The organism is Phycisphaerae bacterium (assembly GCA_019636475.1).
Taxonomy (GTDB): domain Bacteria; phylum Planctomycetota; class Phycisphaerae; order UBA1845; family UTPLA1; genus JADJRI01.
In genome coordinates this window covers 243,451-267,980 of the sequence record JAHBXN010000006.1, presented here as the reverse complement: position 1 = coordinate 267,980, position 24,530 = coordinate 243,451, and the positions used below count along the sequence as shown (strand labels likewise).

The 24,530-nt window shown below is 60.4% G+C and carries 20 protein-coding genes; 7 read left to right on the top strand and 13 right to left on the bottom strand.

What is annotated here, in order from left to right:
• Position 1 precedes the first annotated feature (1 nt).
• The 4 genes from KF841_11790 (at position 2) to KF841_11775 (ending at position 4,767) form a co-directional block, all read left to right on the top strand.
• Positions 2 to 2,038 carry a hypothetical protein gene (locus tag KF841_11790; GenBank protein MBX3396038.1) on the top strand — a complete coding sequence of 679 codons (2,037 nt, stop codon included), beginning with the start codon at positions 2 to 4 and terminating at the stop codon, positions 2,036 to 2,038.
• Between the two features lie 203 nt (positions 2,039 to 2,241).
• Positions 2,242 to 3,318 (top strand): Mrp/NBP35 family ATP-binding protein, encoded by a 1,077-nt coding sequence (locus KF841_11785; protein ID MBX3396037.1) that lies wholly within the window; start codon positions 2,242 to 2,244, stop codon positions 3,316 to 3,318.
• 70 nt (positions 3,319 to 3,388) lie between these two features.
• Positions 3,389 to 3,934 (top strand): DUF1801 domain-containing protein, encoded by a 546-nt coding sequence (locus KF841_11780; GenBank protein MBX3396036.1) that lies wholly within the window; start codon positions 3,389 to 3,391, stop codon positions 3,932 to 3,934.
• 59 nt (positions 3,935 to 3,993) lie between these two features.
• Entirely contained in the window at positions 3,994 to 4,767 is a 774-nt protein-coding gene (locus KF841_11775; protein MBX3396035.1) for a queuosine precursor transporter, read from the top strand.
• A gap of 43 nt (positions 4,768 to 4,810) precedes the next feature.
• On the opposite strand, the gene KF841_11770 is transcribed toward KF841_11775, so the two are convergent.
• Entirely contained in the window at positions 4,811 to 5,563 is a 753-nt protein-coding gene (locus KF841_11770) for a hypothetical protein (protein MBX3396034.1), read from the bottom strand.
• Positions 5,564 to 6,426: 863 nt separating this feature from the next.
• On the opposite strand from KF841_11770, the gene KF841_11765 reads away from it, so the two are divergent.
• The gene (locus KF841_11765) at positions 6,427 to 6,867 is read left to right on the top strand and encodes an Rrf2 family transcriptional regulator (GenBank protein MBX3396033.1); all 441 of its coding nucleotides are present in this window, start codon (positions 6,427 to 6,429) and stop codon (positions 6,865 to 6,867) included.
• Between the two features lie 37 nt (positions 6,868 to 6,904).
• Here the strand turns inward: KF841_11765 and KF841_11760 are convergent, their stop codons facing one another.
• Positions 6,905 to 9,799 carry a serine/threonine protein kinase gene (locus tag KF841_11760; GenBank protein MBX3396032.1) on the bottom strand — a complete coding sequence of 965 codons (2,895 nt, stop codon included), beginning with the start codon at positions 9,797 to 9,799 and terminating at the stop codon, positions 6,905 to 6,907.
• A 24-nt stretch (positions 9,800 to 9,823) separates the two neighbouring features.
• Complete coding sequence (locus KF841_11755; GenBank protein MBX3396031.1) at positions 9,824 to 10,456, bottom strand: sigma-70 family RNA polymerase sigma factor; 633 nt, start codon at positions 10,454 to 10,456, stop codon at positions 9,824 to 9,826.
• Between the two features lie 214 nt (positions 10,457 to 10,670).
• Between KF841_11755 and KF841_11750 the strand changes: the two genes are divergently transcribed.
• Positions 10,671 to 11,033: a hypothetical protein gene (locus KF841_11750; GenBank protein MBX3396030.1), complete on the top strand. Its 363-nt coding sequence runs from the start codon at positions 10,671 to 10,673 to the stop codon at positions 11,031 to 11,033.
• A gap of 42 nt (positions 11,034 to 11,075) precedes the next feature.
• Here KF841_11750 and KF841_11745 read toward each other — a convergent pair whose 3' ends face one another.
• The 4 genes from KF841_11745 to KF841_11730 all read right to left on the bottom strand — a co-directional run bounded on the left by KF841_11745 (position 11,076) and on the right by KF841_11730 (position 16,059).
• Positions 11,076 to 12,080 (bottom strand): aminomethyltransferase family protein, encoded by a 1,005-nt coding sequence (locus KF841_11745; protein MBX3396029.1) that lies wholly within the window; start codon positions 12,078 to 12,080, stop codon positions 11,076 to 11,078.
• Between the two features lie 92 nt (positions 12,081 to 12,172).
• Positions 12,173 to 13,324, bottom strand: coding sequence for a site-specific DNA-methyltransferase (locus tag KF841_11740; protein ID MBX3396028.1), 1,152 nt, complete (start codon positions 13,322 to 13,324; stop codon positions 12,173 to 12,175).
• A gap of 116 nt (positions 13,325 to 13,440) precedes the next feature.
• A complete protein-coding gene (locus KF841_11735) occupies positions 13,441 to 15,075 on the bottom strand; it encodes a hypothetical protein (GenBank protein ID MBX3396027.1) in 1,635 nt (544 codons plus the stop codon).
• Between the two features lie 39 nt (positions 15,076 to 15,114).
• Positions 15,115 to 16,059, bottom strand: a complete 945-nt coding sequence (locus KF841_11730; GenBank protein ID MBX3396026.1) for a glycosyltransferase — start codon at positions 16,057 to 16,059, stop codon at positions 15,115 to 15,117.
• Positions 16,060 to 16,285: 226 nt separating this feature from the next.
• On the opposite strand from KF841_11730, the gene KF841_11725 reads away from it, so the two are divergent.
• The gene (locus KF841_11725; protein ID MBX3396025.1) at positions 16,286 to 17,542 is read left to right on the top strand and encodes a peptidyl-prolyl cis-trans isomerase; all 1,257 of its coding nucleotides are present in this window, start codon (positions 16,286 to 16,288) and stop codon (positions 17,540 to 17,542) included.
• A 34-nt stretch (positions 17,543 to 17,576) separates the two neighbouring features.
• Here KF841_11725 and thpR read toward each other — a convergent pair whose 3' ends face one another.
• From thpR to trpD, 6 genes are all read right to left on the bottom strand, one after another.
• The gene (gene thpR / locus KF841_11720; GenBank protein ID MBX3396024.1) at positions 17,577 to 18,188 is read right to left on the bottom strand and encodes an RNA 2',3'-cyclic phosphodiesterase; all 612 of its coding nucleotides are present in this window, start codon (positions 18,186 to 18,188) and stop codon (positions 17,577 to 17,579) included.
• A 155-nt stretch (positions 18,189 to 18,343) separates the two neighbouring features.
• Positions 18,344 to 19,315, bottom strand: a complete 972-nt coding sequence (locus KF841_11715) for a polyprenyl synthetase family protein (GenBank protein ID MBX3396023.1) — start codon at positions 19,313 to 19,315, stop codon at positions 18,344 to 18,346.
• 233 nt (positions 19,316 to 19,548) lie between these two features.
• On the bottom strand, positions 19,549 to 19,977 hold the full coding sequence (moaC, locus tag KF841_11710; GenBank protein MBX3396022.1) for a cyclic pyranopterin monophosphate synthase MoaC: 429 nt from the start codon (positions 19,975 to 19,977) through the stop codon (positions 19,549 to 19,551).
• Between the two features lie 166 nt (positions 19,978 to 20,143).
• On the bottom strand, positions 20,144 to 21,457 hold the full coding sequence (locus KF841_11705) for a SpoIID/LytB domain-containing protein (GenBank protein MBX3396021.1): 1,314 nt from the start codon (positions 21,455 to 21,457) through the stop codon (positions 20,144 to 20,146).
• Between the two features lie 94 nt (positions 21,458 to 21,551).
• The gene (locus KF841_11700) at positions 21,552 to 22,883 is read right to left on the bottom strand and encodes a tetratricopeptide repeat protein (GenBank protein ID MBX3396020.1); all 1,332 of its coding nucleotides are present in this window, start codon (positions 22,881 to 22,883) and stop codon (positions 21,552 to 21,554) included.
• Positions 22,884 to 23,142: 259 nt separating this feature from the next.
• A complete protein-coding gene (gene trpD, locus KF841_11695; GenBank protein MBX3396019.1) occupies positions 23,143 to 24,171 on the bottom strand; it encodes an anthranilate phosphoribosyltransferase in 1,029 nt (342 codons plus the stop codon).
• Positions 24,172 to 24,530: the final 359 nt, after the last annotated feature.

The window sequence follows — 24,530 nt, the reverse complement described above, 5'->3', positions numbered from 1 at the left end:
CATGCACTTTCAACAACTCGATCCCCTGCGCCAGTCGGTCCGCCCGCGCGGGCACACAAATGCCTGCATGATCGCATTGTGCTTCCTGGCGCTCACGGCGCTCCAATCCGCTTTCGCGCAGGCGCAACCCGCGGCATCCACGCGCACACCGGTCGATTGGCTTCGGTTCGTTCCCGGAGACGTCCGCTTCTATGTCGAGATAAACGATCTCGTCGGACTGCGTCGCCGTTTACAAACGCTTGGTATGTGGGACGTGGTGCGTGAGTTGGCCTCGGCGGACCGTTCACCCGGCGCACGGGGTCCACGTCTTCCCGGCCTGGGAGACGAACAAGCCATCAGTTTGCTGATCGGTCGTCGCGGCGCGCTTTTTGCGCCGATGTCGTCGCAATGGCGAAGCGGCGTTCTGTTCGCGCAGCTTGGCGGCGCCAATGAGGTTCAGCGATGGCGAACACTGTGGGGGGCGCGACGCCTTCCCGATGAGGGCGCGGTGCAATGCTACCTGCTTGACGGCGGCCTGCGCATGGCGGTGCTCGATCAACTGATGGCGCTGGGGCCCGCGGACGACCCGACGAATCTCTGGCGTCGAACCGTTGACCTATTGGCGGGGCGGCCCGGCGCGCACCTTCGTGGCCAATCAGAGTTCGCGTCACTTTTCTCGCGGATGTCATCGTTGCACGACGGTATCGGCTATGCGTCCTGGCAGGCGGGGGATCCTTTTGCACCTGGCGGATACGATCGGATCGCCGTCGGCTTTTCGATCGGCGATGACGAGTTGAAATGCGAGATTCACGGCGCTCGCACCGGCGCGGCCAGCAACCTCATTCCGTGTGATTCCGAGGCGGTGCGTCGTCTTCCGGCGGACACAATCGCGGCGTGGTCGGACAGTTCGCATTCATGGTTCGGCTCACACCGAAATGCCACAGGCGTGGCGTTGAACGAATTCTCGCCGCTCGGCCTTTTCCTGGGCATGTTCAGCAGCGCGACGATTGAAACCGGCAAGCTCGAGGAGATGCTCGGCCCGTGCTTCACTGTCGCGATCGGCCTGGACCCGAATGGACCTGATGCGTCGATGCTCCTAGTGCCGCAGGTCGTCGGGATCATCCAGTCACGGGAGGCGCCGCGCGTCGCGGAGCAATTCGGCGTGATCGCCGATTTTGTCCTGACTGTCGCCCGCCTGACGGACGCGCCGACCAGCGCCCCAGCTGGAAGCTCCCTCGTCGAGCGGCGAGAATTCGAGGGGCTGACCCTTCGTAGCGTGCGGATCGGGACCGCACTGGCTGATCGGCTCGGGTTCGAGTTTCTCAAGGATATCGAGCTCTGCTGGGCCGGCGCGTACAATCGGCTGTTTGTCGCCACGTCGGCAACCCGGCTTCAAACCGTCCTGAAAGCATGGGACGGTGGCGGTCCCGCGCTGCGGACAGATGGCGCCGATTCAGCGACCGACGAGCGCGAACCGGTCGTCCGCTGGGGTTTCGTCCGCGGACGGAACGTTTCGCGGATGATGATGACCTGGCTGGCACATCTTCGTAAACAAAATCCCAAAGCGCTTCGCGATGACTGGTGGCAGCAGTGGGCCGCGGAGCGGACTCGCAGCCGCACGCGTCTTGGCGTGGGGTTGAGAGATTCGGAAACCATTCGCGGGGGCGCAACTGTCCTCGAACTGGGCTCGGCTTCGCCGGCGCTTGGAATCCTTCAGGTCGGCGATGTCATTCTTGCCACGGGCGGGCGGCCGCTGCCGACGACGCAACCTGCCGCTGAAACGGCCCGGCGCTACAACGAGCGCGGTCCGGAGAAGCTGTTTCGCGTGACTGTGTTGCGGAACGGCCGGCGGGTGACATTTGGCATTCCCGTGGAGCCGCTCGATCTCTCGGAAATTCATCAAATCGAGCCGATCCGCGCGATGCGGCAGTTGATCGTCCTGTTGCGCCGGATCGAGTCGATCCGGTTCGAGCAGCTGGGCCGCGATCTGAACCGGCTGCATCTTCGCGTGCGCGTGGAATGGGAGCGGATGGAATCGGCGGAAACACCTCACGAATAGCCGATCAGCGATCCCCGCGACACCGCCTCACCGAACATGCTATGATTCCGTCTCACTGATGGCGGTGAACCCAGGCCGAGCCAGGCGCTGCACCGGAATCGAGCCGCACGAAACGTTTCGCCCGAGGCAGTGGACTGGGAATGCCCGGCGGATGCAGGCCGACGAAAAGGGTGAACCGTGCGTAACGGAAGGAATGAAGCGAGATGGCGTTGACGGCAGAAGCGATTCGACAGGCACTGAGCCGCGTGATGGACCCCGAATTGGGGAAAGATCTCGTCACGCTGAACATGATCAAGGCAATTGCCATTGATGGCGGCCGCGTCCGGGTGGATGTCGAGCTGACGACACCCGGCTGCCCGCTGAAGGACAAAATCAAGAGCGACATTGAGCGGGAGTTGAAAAAGCTCGATGGCGTTCGCGAGATTGATATCAACTGGAGTGCTCGCGTGCGCGAAACACCGAAGCTCGCCGCGGCGATGCCGGGGGTTAAGAATGCCGTTGCCGTCGGCGCGGGCAAGGGCGGTGTCGGCAAGTCGACAATCAGCGTTCTGACGGCGATCGGGCTTGCCCGCGACGGAGCGCGCGTCGGCCTGCTGGACGCGGACGTGTACGGGCCTTCCATCCCGAAAATGGTGGGGCTTGAATTTGAACGCCCGACGGTTCGCGGTGAGAAGCTTGTCCCGCTGGAAGCGCATGGCATCCGTATCATGTCGATGGGCTTTCTGGTCGAGCCCGAGAAAGCGGTCGTGTGGCGCGGGCCGATGGTTCATGGCGTGATACAGCAGTTCCTGCGGCAGGTGGACTGGGGCGAGCTGGATTATCTCATCGTGGATCTCCCGCCGGGAACAGGTGACGTTCCATTGACACTCGCTCAGTCGCTTCCCATGACCGGCGCCGTGATCGTCTGCACGCCGCAGGAAGTCGCGCTGCTCGATGCACTCAAGGCGCTGCGAATGTACCAGCAGTTGAATGTGGACATTCTTGGCATCGTCGAGAACATGAGCTACTTTCGCGCGCCCGATACGGGAAAGGAATATGACCTGTTTGGACGAGGCGGGGCCCGGCGTGCGGCCGATCGCGTGGGCGTGCCTTTCCTCGGCGAGGTGCCCATCAACATTTCGATTCGCGAATCGGGTGATTCGGGCACGCCGCTGGATAACTTCGAACGTTCGGACGCAGCCACCCGCGACGGTATCATGCACTTCGTTCGGAACATCGCGGGACAGGTGAGCATTCGAAACATGGCGGACAATCAGCCGCTGGAACTGAAGATCACATGAACGCGTGAAGGGGTCGAGCCGTTGCCGGCGGGCCATCCGCCGGGATACTGCTCTGGCGAAGGGTGAATCGATGCAGAGCAAGGCGAAGACCGTCGAAGCATACCTCGCGGAATTGCCGGAGGATCGGCGCGCCGCGATCGAGGCCGTTCGAGCCGTCATCCGGAAAAACCTCGATCCCGAATACGAAGAAGGCATGCAGTACGGAATGATCGGGTATTATGTGCCGCACCGGGTGTACCCGCAGGGCTATCACTGTGATCCGAAACAACCGTTACCGTTCGGCGGGCTGGCCTCGCAGAAGAACCACATGTCGCTGTACCTGATGTGCCTGTATGGCGCGAGCGACGCGTTCGACTGGTTCCGGAAAGCGTGGGAAGCGACCGGCAAGAAGCTGGATATGGGCAAGGCCTGCATTCGGTTCAAGAAACTGGATGATCTGCCGCTCGAGCTCATCGGCGAAGTCGTACGGCGGACGCCCGTCAAGGTGTATGTTTCGCGCATGGAGGCCGCCCTGCGCAGCGGGAGCGGTCGCACATCGGGCGCAGCCAAAGAGACTCAGAAGAAGACATCCGCGAAGCCTTCGAAAAGGCCGTCCGGAAAGAGCAAGCGACCATAGCCGTCGAATCCGTCGCAAGGGGCACGCCTCGACAGCCATCACAAGAGACCAGGATCAGCATGCACGAACGCGGCCGCGAAAATCGATCGCCGGAAGATGTCGCCGAACTGCCGAACACACGTCACTATAAGTACTACGATCTCATCATGGCCGTCTTCGTGACGGTGCTGCTTTGCTCCAACCTGATTGGTCCGGGCAAGACGTGCGGCATTCGACTTCCTTTTTCGCTGCCAGGCATCGGGGACTTTCTGACGTTCGGCGCGGGCAACCTCTTCTTCCCGATCAGCTATATCTTCGGGGACGTGCTGACGGAGGTTTACGGCTATGCCCGCACGCGAAAAGTCATCTGGGCCGGCTTCGGTGCCATGATTTTCGCAACCCTCATGGGCCTGTTCGTCATTCACTTTCCGGCCGATCCCAACGAACCATTCAACAAGGTCATTCAGCCGGCGTTGGAGGTCGTGTTCGGGAATACGTGGCGTATCGTGCTTGGATCGATCTGTGCATTCTGGGCTGGAGACTTTGTTAATTCGTACGTCATGGCCAAGATGAAGATCATGACCCGGGGGAAGGCACTGTGGACGCGAACCATCGGATCGACCGCAGTCGGCCAGCTGGTGGACAGCGCGCTGTTTTATCCGATTGCGTTCGCTGGAGTCTGGGCACCGGACACGATGGTCAAGGTGATCGTGTTTAACTGGACATTCAAGGTGACGGTCGAAGTCGTATTTACGCCGATCACCTATGCGATCATCGGTTTCCTGAAGCGCGCGGAGGACGAGGACTACTACGATACGAAGACGAACTTCACGCCGTTTTCGCTGTCCGATTAGCCCGCTCGGATTTACCACCACGCCGGGTTCCAACCGGCCGCAATCACTTCGATGTGATGATCCATGGCGCGACGAACTTCTTCAGCCACGGGATGTTGATGAGAAAATCGAGATGTTCGCCGCGGTTGTCGAATTCGCTCAGTTCCTCGGACCATGCAACCTGAGTCAACCGCGGGTCAACCTGGTCGAAACCGAATGAACATGCCGGATCGAGCCGGGAGCTGTCGGCAAGCCCGAAGATGCGCGAAACCAGAATCGGACCGTATTCAATCGGCGACCAGTAGTTGATCATGCCTTGTGTGGTATTGTCGAGCGCGCCGGTGAGATCGATGCCCTTCCAGATTCCGGGGCTCATGGTGATGAGCCGATCAAGCTTCACGTCGAGCGGCATATTCTCCGCGACGCGGATCACCGCGATTGCGCCGCCTGAATAGCTGATGAGTGTCACCGGCCGATTGGGGTAGGCTCGAATGTAATCGGCAATGCGGTTGGCTTCGGCCTTGCAGCGCTCGGTGATTCGATCCTGCACGCCGTCCGGCGACAGAATCGTTTCGAGGTACTCGGTCCAGAGCGTTTCCTCAAAGGCCAGATCGATTCCCGCCTCGCGAAAGGCGTAATAGAAACCAATGGCCTCGATGTTGAGTCCGGCGGTGCCCGGATAGAACACGATCAGCCCTTTGTCGTATTGCTCGGGCGTGGGTGTGGGCGCTGTCCAGACGTCGATCGCTTCGCAGCCTGAGAATAGACAAGCCAAGAAGGCGATACATAGACTCCGGATATATATATTCTGACGCATGCTCCTGCTGCTCCTGTGTCCCACTGCAAGTTTTTGAATCAGCCTGTCTTTTTACGCACTGACTGCGCATTTTTCAGCTGGCCACGCGCACCGTTCATGCTGAAGACCGCATAGCTCTCCAGTCGAGCCGTGTCGTGCCGCGCTGAACGCCGAACACCTCATCGACACCCGGCCGTTCCGAGCGGAAGAGAATACCCGTAGTGTGACTAGAATTCCAGAGATGTTACTTCAATGCTCGCCAACTCAGATACGAAGTCGGTCCCACGTCATCTGCTTGTAACACATCAGTCAAGGGCGAATTTCAGAACGATCCGCGCTGCGCCGATCGCGTAGGATTGATGTACGAAGGTACGAAGAGGCAGGTCGACTAGAAATATCCCGTATCGGCATGTGCTTTGCCAAGCACGCCTCGTCGTGATCAGCGAGTTCCGATGGGACAATGAGATGAGTGCCCCGAAAGTGAGACACTCCTTAAATGAAACCGACACGAGTCTTTATTGAGTGCCATATGTGAGACATGACATATTCGATGGATTTATCATGTCGCGAAATCAACTTGAGTTTTGGTCGAGATTTGTCGTTAGTTATTACGTGGGTGGCCGGCTACACCGGGAGGGCTGCGGAGGGTTCTCACCGGCCCACATTAAGCGTGACAAGCGACCCAAATGGGCTCGTCTTGGGGATTAGAAAGCTTCTGTGGACGAGGAGTGGATGCGCGCAGATTCAACCACAGTGAGAACTCGAAATCGGAGCGTCAGCGTGATCCCCGACGTCGAACTGCCGACTTCTGTCCACTTGATCCAACATGGAGGGTGGACGAGGCCCGGTTAATTCCCGCGTGTTCCAAATACGAGCACCTAACCATGACAACTCCCGCGGTACATCAATTGGGATTCGGCAAGGCAGCAACCTACGCAATGATTGCCTTGATCCACATTGCCGAACAATCCAATGGCCACCCGATTCAGGGACGCGAAATCGCCAGCGCGCGGAAACTTCCGTTCGGGTATCTGCTCAAGATCCTTCAGCAACTGGTTCGCGGACAGATACTCGCAAGCCAGGTTGGACGAGCCGGAGGATTCAAGCTGAATCGACCGGCCAATGAGATTTCCGTCCTTGAGGTGATCGAAGCGGTCGACGGGCACCTGGTGGCGAGCACGAGCGCCGAAGATCGAACACTCTTTTCGCCGCACGCACTCGGTCGCATGGAGACGGTCTACAGCATGATGGTCAAAACCATGCGAGAATTCCTTGGCCGCGTCACCATCGCCGAGCTGACATCGGCCGACAGCGAGCCGGATTGAGCGCCTCGAGCGTTTTATCTGCGATTGCATTTCCGATTCACCGGGCGAATCGGCGATGGGACGGCTCGCTCTCCACGGCCGAGTCGATCGGCGGCAGCTTCTCCAACTGCGCCACTATTTCCTGAACGTCGGGGTGCTGCAATCCGTAGAGCGCCTGCCCATTTTGAAGCGCTTCTTCCAAGCTCGATCGCGCGACGCGCATGTCGCCTTCAACGAAGGCGATTCGACCAAGTTCCGTCAGCGCCGGAACGAGCGCCGGATGACCGGGCCGCACCCGCGCCCGCAGGATCGCGATTCCCTGGATGACCTGCCGGCGGGCTTCGGCCATGCAGCCGCGCTTTGCAAGCACGCTCCCGAGTCGCACATGGGATGCACCGATGTCCGGATGGCCCGCGAGCAAATGGCCTTCCCTCAGCGCCAGGGCCTCGCGCGCGTCCCGCTCGGCATCATCCACCGCGCCGATCGCAAGATTCAATCGGGCCAACTGGTCAATTCCCGCGGCGACACTGGCGTGACCCTCGGGGAAGCGCTGCCGTCGAATGGCCAGGGCATCCGTCAGGAAGCGACGAGCCTCATCAAATCGCTTCAGATCGATTGCGAGGCTTCCCAGCCCGGCCAGGCTGGTCGCGACATCCGGATGATCGGGCCCGAGGGCGACCCGCCGAATTTCATACGCCTGTTGATACAGTCGTTCCGCTTCATCAAATCGGGCCTGCTGCTGATACAAACTGCCAAGATTGAATATCAGGGTCGCGACCTGTGCGTGTCGTTCGCCCAGTCGTTCCCGGTGCGCCTTGAGTGAGTGGTGAAACAGCGCGTCGGCTTCCTTGAGGCGACCGGCGGAGAGAAGGAGCATCGCGAGATTATTTTCAGTCAACGCGGTCGAGGGGTGTTCACTGCCAAGCAGTCGCTCCTGCAAAGCAAGCGACTCCCGGTAGAGCGGCTCCGCCTCGTCATCAAAACCCTTGGCATGAAGCAGCGCCGCAAGATTATTCAGCGTGGTGGCGAGCGCATGATGTTCGCCGCCTCCGCCGCGCCGGCGCACGTCAATGGCCTCGCGATACATGTGCTCAGCCCGGCCCAGATCGCCCCGCAGCTTGAGAAGCAGTGCGTAGTTATTCAAAGTCTGGGCTGTTTCGACGTGTGACGGGCCGAAGAGATGACGCTTCAGAGCCAGTGCACGCCGATACAACGGCTCGGCACGTTGATACTCGCCCTTGTTGCGGACAATCACGGCCAGATCGTCGAGCTTCGACGCAAACGACTCGTTGATTTCTCCGGTCAATGATCGTTGTGCGTCCAGAGCAGCAGATGCCTTGCGGTCGGCCTCGTCCAATTCGCCCTTCTGGAAGTGCATGATGGCCAGGTCGTGCAGGCTGTCGACCGTATCCTGATTTCGATCGCCATACAGCCGGCGGCGAATCTCATAGGCCGCTCGGAGGTGCGGCTCGGCCTCGGACAATCGCAAACTGAGATAGGCACTTCCGATTGCGGCGTGCAATCCGGCCTCGACATCCGGATGTTCCTTGAAATCTCGTGCGACGCGATCGCCCGCGCGGTTCAGCATCTCAAGCACCGTCAGATCATGGCCGGCCTGGTTGACGTCCGCCTCAGCGATCATCCGCTTCAGAAACTGATTCATCACCAGGGTTCGATCCTGCGCGCGCCGAACCTCACCCAGCGTGTAAACGGCGAATATCAACCCGCCGACCAGTGCACCGAGGAACAGCGTCGAAACCAGAACGGCCAGTCGATTCCTGCGAACGAATTTCGCGGCCCGATACCCGAACGTGTCGCGCCGCGCGATGACCGGGCGCCCGTCCAGATGCCGCCGCAGGTCCTCGGCAAGCTGTTCGGCGCTGCCGTAGCGGCGACGCGGTTCCTTGCGCAGCGCCATGAGGCAGATGTTGTCCAGATCGCCGGAGAGCCTTCGACTCAATGCTGCCGGCTGCATGCCGCGGTCCCGGGCCGCCGCCCCGCAGACCGCGCTGGGGCGCTCCGGCTCTCGCTCGCATATCTCCGCCGCGAAATCCATCTGTGATCGCCCCGCGCGAAGATGCGGCCGACGACCTGAAAGCAGCTCAAACAGTATCACTCCAAGCGAATAGATGTCGCCGGCGGTGGTGATGCCCTCGCCGCGAAGCTGTTCGGGCGGTGCGTATTCCGGTGTCAGAAACGGAACAGAGTTGATGCGTGTGGTGAATGCGGCATCGTCACCGTCGTTTTGCCCATCCATGACTTTCGCGATGCCGAAATCAAGCAGTTTCGGAATGCCGTCGGCCGTCACAAGAATATTGCTCGGCTTCAAATCACGATGAATAACCAAACGCTGGTGTGCGTAGTGAACGGCCGAACAAACCGCTCGGAAAAGCTCGAGCCGACATTCGACCGAAAGACGTCGCCAGTTGCAGTATTCGTCGATGGGCCGGCCTTCGACATATTCCATGACCAGATACGAAAGATCATCCGAAGTGATGCCGCCATCAATGAGGCGGGCGATATTGGGATGATCAAGTGCGGCCAGCGCGCGCTGCTCGTTCCGGAAGCGCCGGCGCATCTCGTCGTTGTTGAATCCGCGGCGGATAATCTTGATGGCGACGGAGCGTTCAAACTGGCCGTCGACCCGGTGAGCGAGATACACCTTCCCCATGCCGCCGGCATCGATCAGCCGATCGAGTTCGTATGGACCAATCCGCGAGCCGATTCGGGCGTTGATCTCGGCGCGTTCAAACGCAAGCGCGACGGACCGTGCGTCGGGGGGACCGTGTTCGGCGCCCTGCCGCTCATGGTGCGTGAGAAGTGAGCGCACCTCAGAGAGGAGCGACGCATCCCCATTGCAAACGCCGGAGAGAAACTCATCGCGACGATCGGCCGGCAGATCGATCGCCGCGTGAAAGATCGTCTTGGTCCGTCGCCATCGCGTTCCGGGCATGCATGATCTCTCGTGAGGATCGCATCAACCCCCGGTGTCATCCAGCTCGCGCCGAAGCCAGGCCCGCGCCATGCTCCACTCCCGCTCCAGTGTGCGGACCGACAAGCCGAGCACCGAGGCCGCCTCGTCGGTCGTGAGGCCGCCAAAATAGCGAAGTTCGACAATCCGACCCTGGATTTCGTCCAGTTCCGAGAGTTTGGCCAGCGCTTCGTCGAGGGCAATGATGTCGATCGAGGTTCCGCTGAAAATAGCAACGGCCTCGTCCAGCGCGATCTCACGCCAGTTTCCGCCCCGTTTTTGCGCGCCGCGGTGGACAGCATGGTTCACCAGTATCTGGCGCATCGCTCGGGCGGCGATCAGGACGAAATGAGACCGATCGTTCCAAGTATCGCTATTTTTTTCGGACAGGCGCAGGTAGGCTTCGTTGATCAGCGCGGTGGGCTGGAGGGTGTGATCCGGCCGTTCGCGGAAAAGAAATCGTTCCGCAAGGGCGTGTAGCTCGTCATACACCTCGGGCAGCAGCTGGTCGGCGGAGCGCTCCGACGGCGCGGACGAGTCCGGATCGTGGGGGTGGTGGAGTTCAGAGTCCACGTTCCATTCCCGTTTGGCGTGAATCCCATGCGTCGCGACACCCGAAGCGGCGATGAGTCTTCCCATCACCGACCGGCGGTCGGATCATCAACCGCCATTGTAGCCGATTCCGCCGGAATTTGCGCGCACCTGTCATCCAGTTTGTCGAACCGGACACCATGCAGCGGGCCGAATCCGAAAGGCGAGCGCCCCGCGTTTGACAGCAACGAAGGACAGAGTTAGCGTCGTTCGAAACAGGCTGGTTGTCTACGGCCTAAACGTTATTCGAGGGATGTGGTCCATGAATCGAGTCAAACGCTCAGCGTGGGTTGCCATTTTGCTCGGCAGTCTGATGAGCCTTGGCGGGGGCGGATGCAGCTCCGCCATTTCCGGCGCGTACGACGGTGGCGCCATGCCCGAAGGGGCCGACTTTCATATCGCGCGAGCCACTTTCAAGGACGACAAGACGTTCACCGCCTACGCCAAGCGCCCCGGAAGCGAAGGGCAGGTGCTCAACGGGAGCTATGCATTCAACGGGTTCAAGCTCGAGCTGAAACAAGCGGGAAAGGAAGCTCGCGTGTACAACGCGACTTACAACAGCTTCTCGCGAACGCTTCAAATCTCCGACGCAAAAGGCGCGAAGCAGACTCTCAAGCGAATGTGACGATCCTCGATCGCAGGTTCCAACGAGCGCATCCAACCCGCGTCAGAGCGGCAGCTTGACGACTTCGCCGGTGATATCGCCGTCGGCGGTTCGAGCGGTCAGCCTGGTCCCCGGCCGGGCCTGAGCCGATTTGACATATGCCAAAGACAGCGCGGCGCGATTCAGCGCCGGACTGATGCAGCTCGACATCGTCCTCCCCACTTCGGTCTCGCCCACATGGAGCGGCGTGGATCGCGGCAGAGGCCGGAGATCGGCTGACGCGGCGGCATCGAACTTCACTCCGACCAGCATTCGGGCGAGTACGCCATGTGAGCGCATCCGCTCGATGACCTCCTGTCCCAGGTAGCAGCCCTTGTGATAGCTGATGCCTCGCTCGATCTGCCCTGTCTCCGGCGGGATCACCTCTTCGTCTATGTCTTCGACGCTGGCCGGAATCCCGGCTTCGATGCGCAGCGTGTCGGCCATGGATGTGTCGATTTCGATGCCGCCGATCGAGGCAACCGCGGCTCGAACCCGGTCGATCACTTCAGGCGCACGGGCACCGAAGGCGACAAACTCCGCTCCGGGCTGGCCGGTGAAGTCGTGCCGGAACATGAGGACAGGCGAGCCGTCCCAATCGGCATCGACGTTCTGCAGCCACGCCATCGGCGTGAGGTTCCCCAAGCCGAGCCTTTCAACCGCCTCGTGCGCCCTGGGACCGATGATTGCAGCACGGCGGATCGAATTCGTTTCATCGCGAATTTCGACGCGCTCAACAACGATGTATCGATGCAGAAACTTCGCGGCCGATTCAATCCAGCGTCGATCAATATCGAGCAAGAGGCAGTCGGGCCGGACGAGGATATTCAGATCAAACTGTGTCCGACCCTTGACATTCACGACGAATGCGTAGTTACCTTCTCCAGGGTTGAGCGTTGTCAGCACATTGGTGACAAGATTCGAGAGCCACCCGGCGCGGTCTTCGCCGCTGATTCGCAGGAGACCGCGCGTTTCGCGGCGCACGAACGCGGCATGATTCCGGCATCGATCGTAAACTTCCTGTTCCAAGCGATCCCCCTTATCTGGCGCGGCCGTACCGCGATGCGTCCAACGACTCAAAGCTGGGACGGCGCATTCCACACCCGGGATGCCTGACGGGTCTATCGCCTGCGCTGGGCAATCCCGCGCGTTTGAACATCTCTTAGCTTTCTTCCGTTCGACGTGAGGGGCGCACTGGTAAGCGGATCCGCCGCCCCGTCGAGAGGATCGCCCGGCGAGACGGCGGAAAGCCGTCGCTGTGCGTGCATGGCATACTGTTCGGACATCTCGAAACCGATCGGCGTTCTGCCGAGCTTTCTCGCAACGGCGAGCGTCGTGCCGCTTCCCGAAAAAGGATCAAGCACCAACTCGTTTTCATTGCTGCACGCCCGGATGATGCGCCCCAGCAACTGCTCCGGCATCTGGCAACCGTGCCAGCCCTCGCGCTCCTTAAAGGTGCCTGCGACGCGAGAGAAATACCACGTGTCGGAATCGGCCTCGAACCGATCGGGTATATCCTGCGGCCGCAGCGTGAAACCGTCCACCGTCGATGCCGTTCGCAGGTGGCTGGACGATCGATCGCGCACGGAGGTCGCGGCTTCATCCTTCTGGTTGGTCACGGCCGGCGGGATGATCCAAGTGTCATCCGGCGTGCGGCCCGTGGAGTTGGCGCGTTTATCGCCGTAGACAAGCTGCCGCGCAGATGGCACTCGTATCGCGTCGACGTTGAAAGTGAACCGCGCGGGATCCTTGACGAGTTGGAAGAGATGGGCATGGCTCCGAGTGAACTTGTTCTGGCAATGCACGCCGAAGGTGTAATACCAGATGACCCAGCTTCGGCAGTGGAATCCGCCGGTTTGACTTGAAGCCCCCCCTTTCACGACGGGCTTGCGCCGTTTGCCGACCTGGAAGGGGCTCGCGCCGGCTTCGCGGGCCACCGCGCATTGGCGGCCTTCGTCCGGTGCGCCGCAGTTGGCGTTCAGGGGAATGGTCGGAAACGCGTTCTGGGCAATGAGCTTCAGCTCCGCAGCGTACTCATCACCGATCGCAAGCCAGAAGGTGCCGTCCGGCTTCAGAACGCGATACACCTCGGCCATCCAATCCCGGCACCATGATAAATATCTTTCTCGATCCTGCCGATCGTCGTAGCTGTCGTATTCATATCCGATATTGAAGGGGGGATCTGCAAAAACGAGATCGACGCATCCGGCGTCAAGCATCTTCATGCCACTGATGCAATCTCCATGATTCACGATCCCGATCTTCGGCTTCAACGTCGCACCCTCACATCCGACGAAAATCCCGACGACCATTCTAGCGCCGGCGCGCCTCCATGCAATGTGATAATCCCGCAAACCCGCCGGTCGCCTGCGCCGCACATGAGGACCATTCAGGATCGCTGGCTCAGCAGATTCATTGCCGCGCCCTTGTCCGCAAGCCATTGGGCGGCGCGCGTGCGAACCGCCTTAACCTCCGGATTTGATCCGGCGTCCACGCCGATCAATCTCGAATAGACCAGCGTGATGTCCGCCCAGAGTTGGCCGAGCCACGCGGATGCTTCGAGACTCGGTGCATCCACGGTGATCAGCAGGGTCGGCATTTTCTCGCTGCACCGCTTGACGTTTGCCAGCGCCAGGATGAGATCGACATCGGCCGCCGTGAGCCCCTTGTGCGCCGAGTCAATCGCATCGGCGCCCGCCAGAAGCAGCGGATGCCCCGTTGGCATTGGGTTGGGCGCTTTCATCCCGTCATGCCGCGCCGGGTTACCTGTTCGCAGCAGAAAGATCGCGAGCTTGTGTTCGCTGGTGCCCAATATCGCCTCCAGATTCATATGGGAGTCTCGCGGCAGGCCGAGGTATCGCGACATGGTCATGTCATTGCCATCGCGATTGACGCCTTCGTTCCAGAATTGGCAGAATTCATCGGCGCTTCGGAGCAGTCGTGGATCGTTGGCGCCGAGATAGATGTGGTTGATTCCGCGTCGCAGCTGCTGCGTGCGAATGTAGCGGGCCGCGACAACCGGCAACGAAGCCGGATCCGACAACGGCATTGCCCGACAAGCCGTATCAATCGTCGCCCAGTATGCCGGGACATCCAATCCGGAGATATACATTGGCGCCATCAGAATCGGCGTTTTGTTTCGTCCGTATCGACCGGAGACCTCGCTCGGTAATTCGAGAATGAGATTGCCGTCGCGTTTCGCGAGGTCCAGCAACGGGCCGCTGTTTGCGAAGACAATTCGTTTTGCTCCGCGCGGGGTCAGTTCGTGCTGCTTGACGGTTTCCTGCGTGATGCCGCTCCGGGAAAACTCGACAAACAGCGTGTTATGCACAGTCGCGTCCGCGGGCAGATACAGGATGTCGCGCGGCGAATTGGCCAGCAGCCATGTCACACGCCTGTCAGGCCTTGAATTGGCCACCTCGGAAACGAAGTAGTTGAACTGCTCATTCGCGCCAATACCGCTGTTGATCATGTACCTCGGACCGTCCGTCCCGAAGTGTTGCCGGATGTATCCATCGATCGTCGGTGCATCGGTCGCAAGCCAATGATTCATATAATCGGATACATCCTGGCGATATAGCACGCCAAGCGCGTCTTCCTCCGCGCCGGAAAGAAACGCACGAACCGCACTCTCCACGCCGTCCGCTACCTGCCTCGGCGCTCGGAGCGGCTCCGCGAATGTCGGACTGAATGCCCGCGCCGCGATGCGACCCTCGGCGAGCAAATAGCGGTCCGTATTCGCCAGCGGCGCCGACTCAATCTCATCCGGGCAGACGCCCGCCCGCGCGTCGACGGCCAGACGTGACAAAGCCGTCGCGAAGCCGTGGGTTTCGAGTATTGCGCGGGCCATATCGTTCGTCGTACGCCAGGCCTCGGCAAAATTATCGATGAGCTTTCTGGGATCGATCGCGTTGGTGATGGCGTCGTCGATGCGACGGGCATCGATCGCGGGCTGATTAAGTTGCCGGCTCGCGTCGTCCGCGGCCGCGAGAAGACGAGCGGATAGATCGACGTGCTGCGCCATGATTACCACTCCATTCGGCAGGTACTAATCGCGGCAGAATCAGGGCTCCGCGCGCTTCGCCCGCCGACGAAGCACGGAGTCGAGTTCGAGGAAACGGAAATTCACGAGTTGCACGATCACGCCGATGGCCACAGCGCCCAGACTCATCGCCATCAGCGTCGCCGACCCGATGATGACCGAGAGTCGATAGCCGGAATTGTCGCTCCATCCGCCGAACCATGCCCAAAGCCCGCTCGCAAGACTGAGTACAAAGAAGAAAATGCCCATCCCGCCAAAGAAAGTCAGCGGCTTATAAGAACGAAACAAAGCGAGTATCCGGCGGATCACCTTGAAGCCATCGCGAAAGGTGCTCAGCTTCGAGACGCTGCCCTCGGGTCGCTCGCGATATTCGACAGGCACTTCGCGTATCACCCACTTGCGATAGAGACACTGCACGGTCATCTCGGTTTCGATGTCGAAACCATAGGCCATGATCGGAATGCTCTTGGCCACCTCGCGTGTGAACGCGCGGTAGCCGCTCATGATGTCGTGCAGTCGGCTGCCGAAGATGAAGTTGATGAGCGAACGAACCAGCCAGTTGCCCAGCACGTGAAATCGTCGATAGGCCTTCGACTGGTCCACGGCCTGACGCACGCCGACCGCCATATCCGCACGGCCTTGGAGGACCGGTGCGAGCATCGCCCGGACCTGCTCGGCCGGGTACGTGTCATCTCCGTCGGCCATGATGTAAAAATCGGCATCCACTTTCTCGAACATTGCAGCGACGACAAAGCCCTTGCCCTGCCGTTTTTCGTACATGACGACCGCGCCCGCACGGCCGGCGATGGCGGCGGTGTCGTCGTCGCTGTTGTTGTCGAAAACGTAGACGGTTGCCTCCGGCAGTTCGCGTCGAAAATCGCGCACGACCTTGTCGATCGTGGCGGCTTCATTGAAACATGGCACGAGGACGGCGATTCGCGGATTGGGCGGCGAGGCTTGATTCATGCAAAGTCCAAAGCTGCGGCGACCCTTCGTCCACCGAGGCGGAAATTTCCATGAGCATCGCGCCGTGCCCACTTGAGTCACGATCGCGCTGCAACCTGAACACCCGGATCGTTCCAGGCTGTTCACTAGCTTGTCGGCCGCCGCGCGCGATGTCAACGCGGTGGGCATCGGCGGGCTCGTTTTGCACGGATTTACGCCGCCGCCCGCGTCGGTACAATTTCGCGGTATGGTCAAGCATCGCGATCGCCAGCGTACGTCGTTTCTGACGGCGATTGCCGTGTGTCAGTTCGTCGCATTCGGCGCCTGCCAGAAGGATGACGGCCAAAACCGCGATGTCGCGGAACGCTGGGCCGAACGCCGATCGCAAAATGACTCCGCCCCCACTTCACAATCCGCCCAGCCGGCCGCCGACGACGACGGTTCACCGACCGCCCCGATCCATGCCGTGCTCTCCGACGGCCTCATGGTCAATAGCGAAATCATCACGGTCAACGACATACTTGAACCCATTCAACCGGAAATCGACAAACTGGCGGCTTCGCTGACCGAGGAACTGTACTATCGGCGCGTACTGGAGCTTGTCCGACAGCAGATCGTCGACGCCGTCGCGCACCTGCTCATCTATCGCCGGGCGTCGCAGTCGATCACCACGGAGATGGAACCCGCAATCAAAAAAGCAATCGAGCAGATGGAGCGCGAGCGCATCGGCCGCGAGTTTCACGGCCTGGAAACGGAGTACGAGAATCACCTTCAAAAGAAGAAAACCTCGCGCGAAAGCGTCAAGCAAAGACTGCGGCGAGTCATTGTTGTCGATTCGTATCTTCGCGAACGCCTGCTGCCCAGAATTCCCGCACCGAGCAAACGTGAGCTATACAAGTACTATCAGGAGCACATCGCGGATTACACGATTGTCGCCTCGCGAGAGCTTTACCTTATTGATATTCCCATCGCCGCCTTCTTCGAACGCGACATACTCCTGCGCAAGCGGCCTCCGCTGCCGGAGGAGGAGCGACTTGCCGCTCAATTGGCGCGCGACGAGGCCGAGGCCGCCCTGCGCGAGTTGAACAGCGGCAAGGACTTCGAGGAAGTCGCGAGAGTGCGGTCGCACGGGCCCCACAAGGAGGACGGCGGCTTCTGGGGAGCGCTCCGTTCACCGATGGCGGGTCGCTGGAAGACGCCCTATGAGCACTTCATGCAGATGAGAGAAGGTGAAGTCAGCCCGATCATTGAAGCGTCAAAGAGCTTCTTCATCGTAAAAGTCGGCAAAGTCGAAGAAGCGCGCGTGCGATCATTCGAGGAAGTGCAGCCCGAGATTGTCCAGGAATTACGCAACGAGAGATTCCACAGACTGAAGTCGGAGTTTCTGCAATCGGAACTGGAAACATCGACCATCGGCTCGCTAGAGCTGTTCGTGCGACAGGTCATGTCCAACACGCCGCCGCCCGAGCGCGCGAGCGAGGAATCGAAGCCCGGGCGAAATTGATCGGGCGCGCACATTCGATCACAATCCCGCACCATCAGTTCGCAACGCCCCTGCCAGCTTGCCCCTCAAACTCGTAGCTCGCCAGCACGGTATGGACGGGCCCCTCCGGCCGAAGTGTGGATTCATAAAGCGTCATCGACGTGACGCGCATCGGAGCCAGCCTGAACGGCGGTTCGCCGGCCAATGCCTTCAGAATGTGCCGGCTGAGGTTTGGATTCTTGTTTCGGGCCAGAGTCAGATGCGGCTTGAACGGCCGATCCTCGGGCGGAAAACCAATTTGAGACAGTCCCCATTCCAGATCCGAATGCAGTCGATGCAGTTCGCCGCTCGGATCACTGAAGCCGGCCCACAACACCGACACGCTGCCGCGCGGCCCGAACGTGCCGAGTTCCCTCGGAACAATTTCAAACGGACCGCGCCCCCGGGAAACCGACGCGAGCTGCCGCATCAGTTCGCCAAGCGGGCCATTGCCTGAGGCCGACCCATTCGGTTCCACATCCATGTCACCCAGAAACTTCAAGGTCAAATGAAGCTGATGGTCCGGAACGAACTTGAGATTCGGCACGGCCTTCCGTATGCGCGACTGGGTCTCGGACAGACGCAGCCGAAGCGCTTCCGAAGCATCAATTGCGATGAACGTGCGCATACGGAGCCTTTCCTCGCCAACAGCCCTATGACTGGATGCAACTCTACGCAATTGTATCGAGGACTCTCGGTCGCGCCGTCTGGATTGCGATCAGCTTTCAATCGGGATTTGCCTCATGGTGTGTGGACCCGCCATGGCGGGTCATCGGCCGCGTGCTACACCCGCCGTTGCACGACGAACTCGGCCGCCGCAATGAGCCGGGCCTTCGCTGTCGATTCCGGGAGGCAGGCGAGTCGATCAAGTGCGAATTGAATTCTCGCTCGCGCCGCATCCAGCGCCTGTTCGACGCAATTCGAGTCCGCGATGAGTGTCCGAATGCGCTCCGATCGGTCAGTTGACGAGGACGAGAGAATCTCCCGAAGCGCCGCGCGGCCGGTCGAATCGGCCTGCTCCAGATAGCGGATGAGCGGCAGGGTGAGCTTGCCGAGATCGGCATCGCGGCCGACTGACTTGCCGGTTTCCGCCTCGGACCCGGTCAGATCGAGCAGGTCGTCCACAATCTGAAACGCCATGCCCAGCTCGGTCCCGAAGGCCGTCATGCACTCAACCACGTCGGCGGTCGTTCCCGAAACCGCCGCCCCCAACTCGCAGCAAAGGCCCGTGAGTGCCGCCGTCTTGCGCCGAATAATCTCATAGTATTCGGTTTCGGTCAGTTCGAGATTGCCGCGGTTATCAATCTGCATCAGTTCGCCTTCGCACACGATATTGGTCACGGCTGCCACGCGCCGCGACGCCCAGGTCGAACCCAGCGAACTGCAAAGATGGTAGGCATGGGAAATGAGATAATCGCCCAGCAGCACGGCGCCTTCGTTTCCGATCATCCGGTTGATCGTCACATTGCGCCGGCGGACGTCAGCCTCATCGAGCACATCATCGTGCACTAGCGTCGCCATGTGCACCATTTCGACGACAGCCGCGAGAACAAGATGATCGTGCTCGATCCGCCCCGTCGCTTCGCCCGACAACAGCAGGAGATTCGGCCGTAGCAGCTTGCCGCGATAGCGTCGAACCTGTTCCGTCAATCGATTGACGAACGGCAGATCAGACCGAATCTCGGCATCAAATAATTCAATGACTCGTTCAAGCGAATCGGAGACTGGGCTGGCTAAATCGATCGTCGATTTCATGACGCTCACCGCGACCGTGCTATCGTCGCCTTGCAGAATTGTAAGGAACCGCCCGATCGGCTCACAATGCAGCCCGCGTCGTTTCATTATTTTTGAAAGCGCGGAGGACAGTGCACGCGTATTCAGGTCAATTTCGCGGTCGTTGCATCCAGACTGGGCAGGAAGGTGCATGGCCCTCCGACGATTCCTCGGCTGATTATCGACCGTCGAATCGCGCGATCGGTATCACCGGTTTATCGACGCCATTCGCCGGATCCGCCGCCGGATTTTTCGTCGAGCCGGATCGGCCCGATGGTGATTCCGCGATCGACCGCTTTGCACATGTCATACACCGTCAGCGCTGCGACACTAACGGCCGTGAGTGCCTCCATCTCGACGCCCGTGCGCGCCTCGACCGTCACGGAGCCGACAATGCGAATCCGATCAGGAGGCTGAAGCTTGATTTCCACATCCACCCCATGAATCGGCAGCGGGTGGCACAACGGAATCAGACTGCTCGTGCGCTTGGCGGCCTGAATACCAGCGATTCGAGCGACCGCCGCGACGTCACCTTTAAGCATTTTGCCGTCCTGGATCAGACGCAGTGTGTCGGGCGAGACGCGAAGCTCCGCGGAAGCGACGGCCCGTCGCGCCGTCACGGCCTTCGCCGAGACATCAACCATTCGCGCCGCGCCGCGCGGACTGAGATGAGACAGACGGGAGCTGCTTTTCCTTTGAATCGGCCTGGCCACATTCAGTCTCCGCGGTACATGGTGGAACTCGACCACCGATCACCCGTGATCCCACACTACGAATTGAGCGAGCGACTGGAGGTCGACGCCGCGTGGCTTATTCGTAGAGCTTTTTGATCCTTGAGGTCGGATAATAGAAGCTGAGAATCTCGCGATAGGTCATGCCGCGAAGTGCCTTGGTCTCCATGCCGTATTGACATAGCCCGCATCCGTGGCCGAAGCCCTTACCATCGGAAAAAACGAAATACCCCGGGCCGTTCTCAATCGCAAAGCAGGTGGATTTCAGCGCACGTCCGCCGATGCACAGTCGAAAGTCCTCGCCGACGAGCGTTTCATTTTCACCGTTTGAACCATCCAGCTGGATCCGGACGATGCGGCCGTCCGATCCGACTTCCTTCGGTCGCAGCCGAACGATCCGGCCAATGCGCTTGACGCTCGGATAGCGAGCAACGATTCGCTTGGTGACTTCTTCGTGAGTGAGCTTGACTGGCTCCCAACGATACAGGCGAGACAGATAGCAGTCCGTGCAGATGATATTGCCGACAAGGGGTGGCACGCGCGGATCATTCGGCTTGAACTGCGAAATAGGCTGAGTGACGCCGCCGCAGGTGGATGAGTAGTAGGTGCAGAAAATCTGCTCCTTACCCCCCTCCTCATACACGCAGATCTCCCCGGTTGTCGCCGCGACGGCCGCATCTGATTTGGCCTCTTCGCCGCGAACGCCGATGTACATCTGGCTGCCTTCGTGATCGAGCACGTCCCAGTCGCGCGCTGGAGGCGTTCCGAGTTTCTGATACACGGCATAGGTTCTGGCTGCGACGCACTGGGCCTTGAATGCTTCCGGGTGAAAATGGCCGGGCAACTCGCCGCGCAGCACGCCGCGAAGATAGGATTCAAGTGCGACATGGTTCGTGAGCATCACGCGGCCGTCGTCAACGTGCAGCCGGAGGTTGCCGCGATAGGTATCGTCTCCGACGACAATCGCGGCGTCCCGTTTCGGCTTGATGAGCACATCAGTCGACGCAATGCGATCGCCGCCGAGCATGATGCCGCCTGGTGCCGCGCCGACGACGGCAGATGCCATCGGACCGTCATACGATTTCAGCAGTTGATTCGTACTTGTGGCGACGACGTCGAAGGGCGATGTGACGCGAAGCCGAATCGATGCGCCGGACTTCCCGTCGTTCAGACGCACGCGGATGGTGCGGTCGACCGCGACAGTGGGTGGCGATTCTTCCGGCTGCCCGGACGGGCCAAACCAGGAACGCCCCCCGTCGCGAATGCAGTAACAGCCCCAGAGAATCAGCGTGGCGCAGCCTGCCACAAACGCCGCCCGCCGGATTCCCGCCTTGCGCAGCACCGCGCGCTTAAAACGCCTCCATGCCTTTCGGGCTCGCCTGCGATCGGCCAACGCACAGCTCCTTCAACATGCGCGGGGCGGCGTTGCCGCAACATCCTCAATGGCCCGCTCGCCGTTCGTTGCCGGACACGCGGACGCGAATCGATCAACCTTCGCGAAGCGCCAGACCATATTCCGAAAGACACTTCTTGATTTCGTCGAGGGATGTCTGGCCGAAGTTCCGTGCCGACATCAATTCCGCCTCGGTCCGGCCGGCCAGATCGCCCAGCGTCGAGATACCCAATCCCTGGAGGCACTTTCGCGAACGGACCGACAATTGCAGCGAGGCGACGGGCTTGGTGTGCACTTCCGGATTAACCGGGCGGAGCGGCACTGCCATCGTGGCAACCGGCAACGCAGCGGACTTTCGCTCATGGGCCAGTTGGCCAAGGACGAGCCCCTTCTGGGCGAGCATCGCCTTGATCTCCTTCAGCGACGTTTCGCCGAAATTCTTGTACGACAGCAATTCAAGCTCCGTCGTGCGAAGTAGATCGCCGAGCGTGTGGATGTTCATCTTCTTCAGGCAGTTCCGGCTCCGAACAGACAGCTCGAAATCCGTGACGGGAATCTCGAGAACGGCGTTCCGCCGCTCCGAATCCTGCATCTGGAATTCGTCGATCATCATGTCGCCGGCCGCCATCACGTCCTTCAGATAAAGGCGAGCTCGCAAGTTCGAGGGATCAACCGCCAAAATCCGCTTGATGCAGTCAACAGCCTTCTCGTACTCAGCGTGATCCTCGTAAATGATCGCGAGATTCATCAGCGCGTGAAGATGAATGTAGGGCTGATCAGTGGCCCGAAGGTAAAGTTCACGCGCCCGCTCGTCGCTTCCATGCAGGTCGCAGAGGTATGCGAGATGGAAATTCGCATAGGCATGGCGCTCATCCAGCGCCAGAGCGCGCTCGAATTCGCTCATCGCACCATCCAGATCCCCCGTGGCATGCAGATAGCGGCCGCGCGTATAGTGCCACTGCGCCGACTCCCGACCGGCATCGGACGTTTGATCGAGAATCGCGCCGGCCTTCTCGACTTCATCCAACAGAATGTAGCTCTCGGCAACCTGGCAGCGGCATTCGAGCTTGTCCTCGGCGCGTTCCACGGCCGACTCGAACGCCGACAGGGCCTCCCGATGACGCCGTTGATCGCGAAATGCGATGCCCAGGTACTTGAACTTGTCGGAGCTATCCTCCGCCTTTAACAGCCACTGAATTGCACGGTCGCCGGCATTCAGCAGCAGATAGCACATGCCCAGCTTCAGCGCGGCGCGGCCTGTATCGACAGCCCCGGCGCGAGCATTCCGCTCCAGGTCGGAGACCAGCTCCTGAAATCGGTTCACCGACTCCTTGCCGGAGAAGGCAACGTCTTTCAGTGTTTCGTATGCGTTGGCGTCAAATCGTTCCTGCTCGAAAATTGTCGAAAGGTCGAGGGTCGTATCCATGATTCGAGGTAGTTCTCCAATCGATGAGGCTCACGGCGTTTCCGGTTGCGGCGCATGACGTGCCGTCGAACCGCGTCCGGCCCACTTCCAGGAATCCGCCGAAAATAATCGAACCAAGTATCATAAGCTCTGGTACCGAACTTGCAACCCCCGGGTTTTCCCCAAAAGGCAGCCATCGGAGCCGCAGCTATCGGGTGGCAAGCCACGGAAATCAACCGCGAAACCCGCGTATCCCCCGCTCCAAAAGGCCAATCACCGGTCAACTTTTTGAATCATTAGTCAATCTGACGAGCCCCTCGAGTACCCGACCCGCATCTCCGCTGTCGATCGCGGCCGCCGCCCGATTCGCCCCCTCCGCGAAATCCGGCGACAACCCGGCGACCACCAGCGCCGCAGCCGCGTTGAGCAGCGTATGATCGCGGGCAGCACCCCGAGCACCGGCAAAAATTGCACGGATCATCTCGGCGCTTTCCTCCGGGCTATCGATGCGCAGGAGCTTAATCGGCTGAACGGCGAGGCCTGCTGCCTCGGGGTCCATCGTTCGGATCCTGATTTGACCGTCCTGTAGCTCCGCGAATCTGCTCGGACCGGTGATGGTGAAATCACATAGGCCGTCGTCACCGTTGACCACCATCGCGCGAACCGCCCCGAGCCGCCGCAGTGCGTCGGCCATCAGCGGTACCAGATGTAGCCGTGGGACTCCGATGATCTGTCGGCGAACAGCGGCGGGGTTGGCCAATGGGCCAAGTAGATTAAAAAACGTCGGCGTTCCGATTTTTCGCCGGATCGGCGCAACCCGCCCCATAGCCGGATGCAGCTTGGCCGCGAATAGAAAGCCGATGCCGAGTTCATCCAGACAGCGTGACACGACGGAGGGCGGGACGTCGATCTGAACGCCAAGCGCAATCAGCACCTCGGCCGAGCCACTCCGGCGAGAGTTGGTTCGATTGCCGTGCTTGGCGACCCGCGCGCCGGCCGCAGCCGCGACGATGCCCGCGGCCGTCGACACATTGAACGTGCTGATTCCATCTCCACCGGTACCGCAGGTGTCGATGGCGTCGGGGTGACGGCACTCCACGCGCGAAACGTGTTGTCGCATCGCTGACGCACCACCGACCAGTTCCTCGATCGACTCGCCTTTGGCGGCCATCGCTCGCAAGAACCGCTCGATTTCATCGTCGGTCGCGCCGCCGGCCATGATCGCTCCCACAGCAGTGGCAGTCTGCGAAGCACTGAGACCACGACCGTGGACGACGAGAGATGTCAGTTGTTCGAAAGTGTCCGACATTGGATCACGCCGTCTCCCGCGGCCGTCAATTCGCGATTGCGCTCCATGCGGCAACCACCCTTCCAACTCTCTGACATTCTTGATGTTCAGGCAAGTTCACGCGTATTTACATTGACCGCGGCGAATCCCAGTTTGATAATAGGCACGTCGTTTATGATTGCGAATCTCGAGACTTCGTTGCATGGCCTCACCGGCTGAATCTTCGCCGGATCCGCCGAATGGAGCGCGAGATGGCGACTCCAATTCTTATCGACACCGACATGGTTGCCGACAGCGCCGCGGCCCTCGCGCTGGCTGTCGCCTCCCAGGCTGTTGAGGTGCGCGCCATCGTCGGAACAGCCGGAAGCGTCTCTCTCAAC

Excerpts from the sequence above, each read along its gene's own strand:
- KF841_11785 (MBX3396037.1), top strand. The coding sequence starts at position 2,242 with ATGGCGTTGACGGCAGAAGCGATTCGACAGGCACTGAGCCGCGTGATG.
- KF841_11715 (MBX3396023.1), bottom strand. The coding sequence starts at position 19,315 with ATGAAATCGACGATCGATTTAGCCAGCCCAGTCTCCGATTCGCTTGAA.
- KF841_11790 (MBX3396038.1), top strand. The coding sequence starts at position 2 with ATGCACTTTCAACAACTCGATCCCCTGCGCCAGTCGGTCCGCCCGCGC.
- KF841_11780 (MBX3396036.1), top strand. The coding sequence starts at position 3,389 with ATGCAGAGCAAGGCGAAGACCGTCGAAGCATACCTCGCGGAATTGCCG.
- KF841_11730 (MBX3396026.1), bottom strand. The coding sequence starts at position 16,059 with ATGAATCAAGCCTCGCCGCCCAATCCGCGAATCGCCGTCCTCGTGCCA.
- thpR (MBX3396024.1), bottom strand. The coding sequence starts at position 18,188 with ATGCGCACGTTCATCGCAATTGATGCTTCGGAAGCGCTTCGGCTGCGT.
- KF841_11750 (MBX3396030.1), top strand. The coding sequence starts at position 10,671 with ATGAATCGAGTCAAACGCTCAGCGTGGGTTGCCATTTTGCTCGGCAGT.
- KF841_11760 (MBX3396032.1), bottom strand. The coding sequence starts at position 9,799 with ATGCCCGGAACGCGATGGCGACGGACCAAGACGATCTTTCACGCGGCG.
- KF841_11700 (MBX3396020.1), bottom strand. The coding sequence starts at position 22,883 with ATGGATACGACCCTCGACCTTTCGACAATTTTCGAGCAGGAACGATTT.
- moaC (MBX3396022.1), bottom strand. The coding sequence starts at position 19,977 with ATGGTTGATGTCTCGGCGAAGGCCGTGACGGCGCGACGGGCCGTCGCT.
- trpD (MBX3396019.1), bottom strand. The coding sequence starts at position 24,171 with ATGTCGGACACTTTCGAACAACTGACATCTCTCGTCGTCCACGGTCGT.
- KF841_11735 (MBX3396027.1), bottom strand. The coding sequence starts at position 15,075 with ATGGCGCAGCACGTCGATCTATCCGCTCGTCTTCTCGCGGCCGCGGAC.
- KF841_11725 (MBX3396025.1), top strand. The coding sequence starts at position 16,286 with ATGGTCAAGCATCGCGATCGCCAGCGTACGTCGTTTCTGACGGCGATT.
- KF841_11765 (MBX3396033.1), top strand. The coding sequence starts at position 6,427 with ATGACAACTCCCGCGGTACATCAATTGGGATTCGGCAAGGCAGCAACC.
- KF841_11770 (MBX3396034.1), bottom strand. The coding sequence starts at position 5,563 with ATGCGTCAGAATATATATATCCGGAGTCTATGTATCGCCTTCTTGGCT.
- KF841_11755 (MBX3396031.1), bottom strand. The coding sequence starts at position 10,456 with ATGGGAAGACTCATCGCCGCTTCGGGTGTCGCGACGCATGGGATTCAC.
- KF841_11775 (MBX3396035.1), top strand. The coding sequence starts at position 3,994 with ATGCACGAACGCGGCCGCGAAAATCGATCGCCGGAAGATGTCGCCGAA.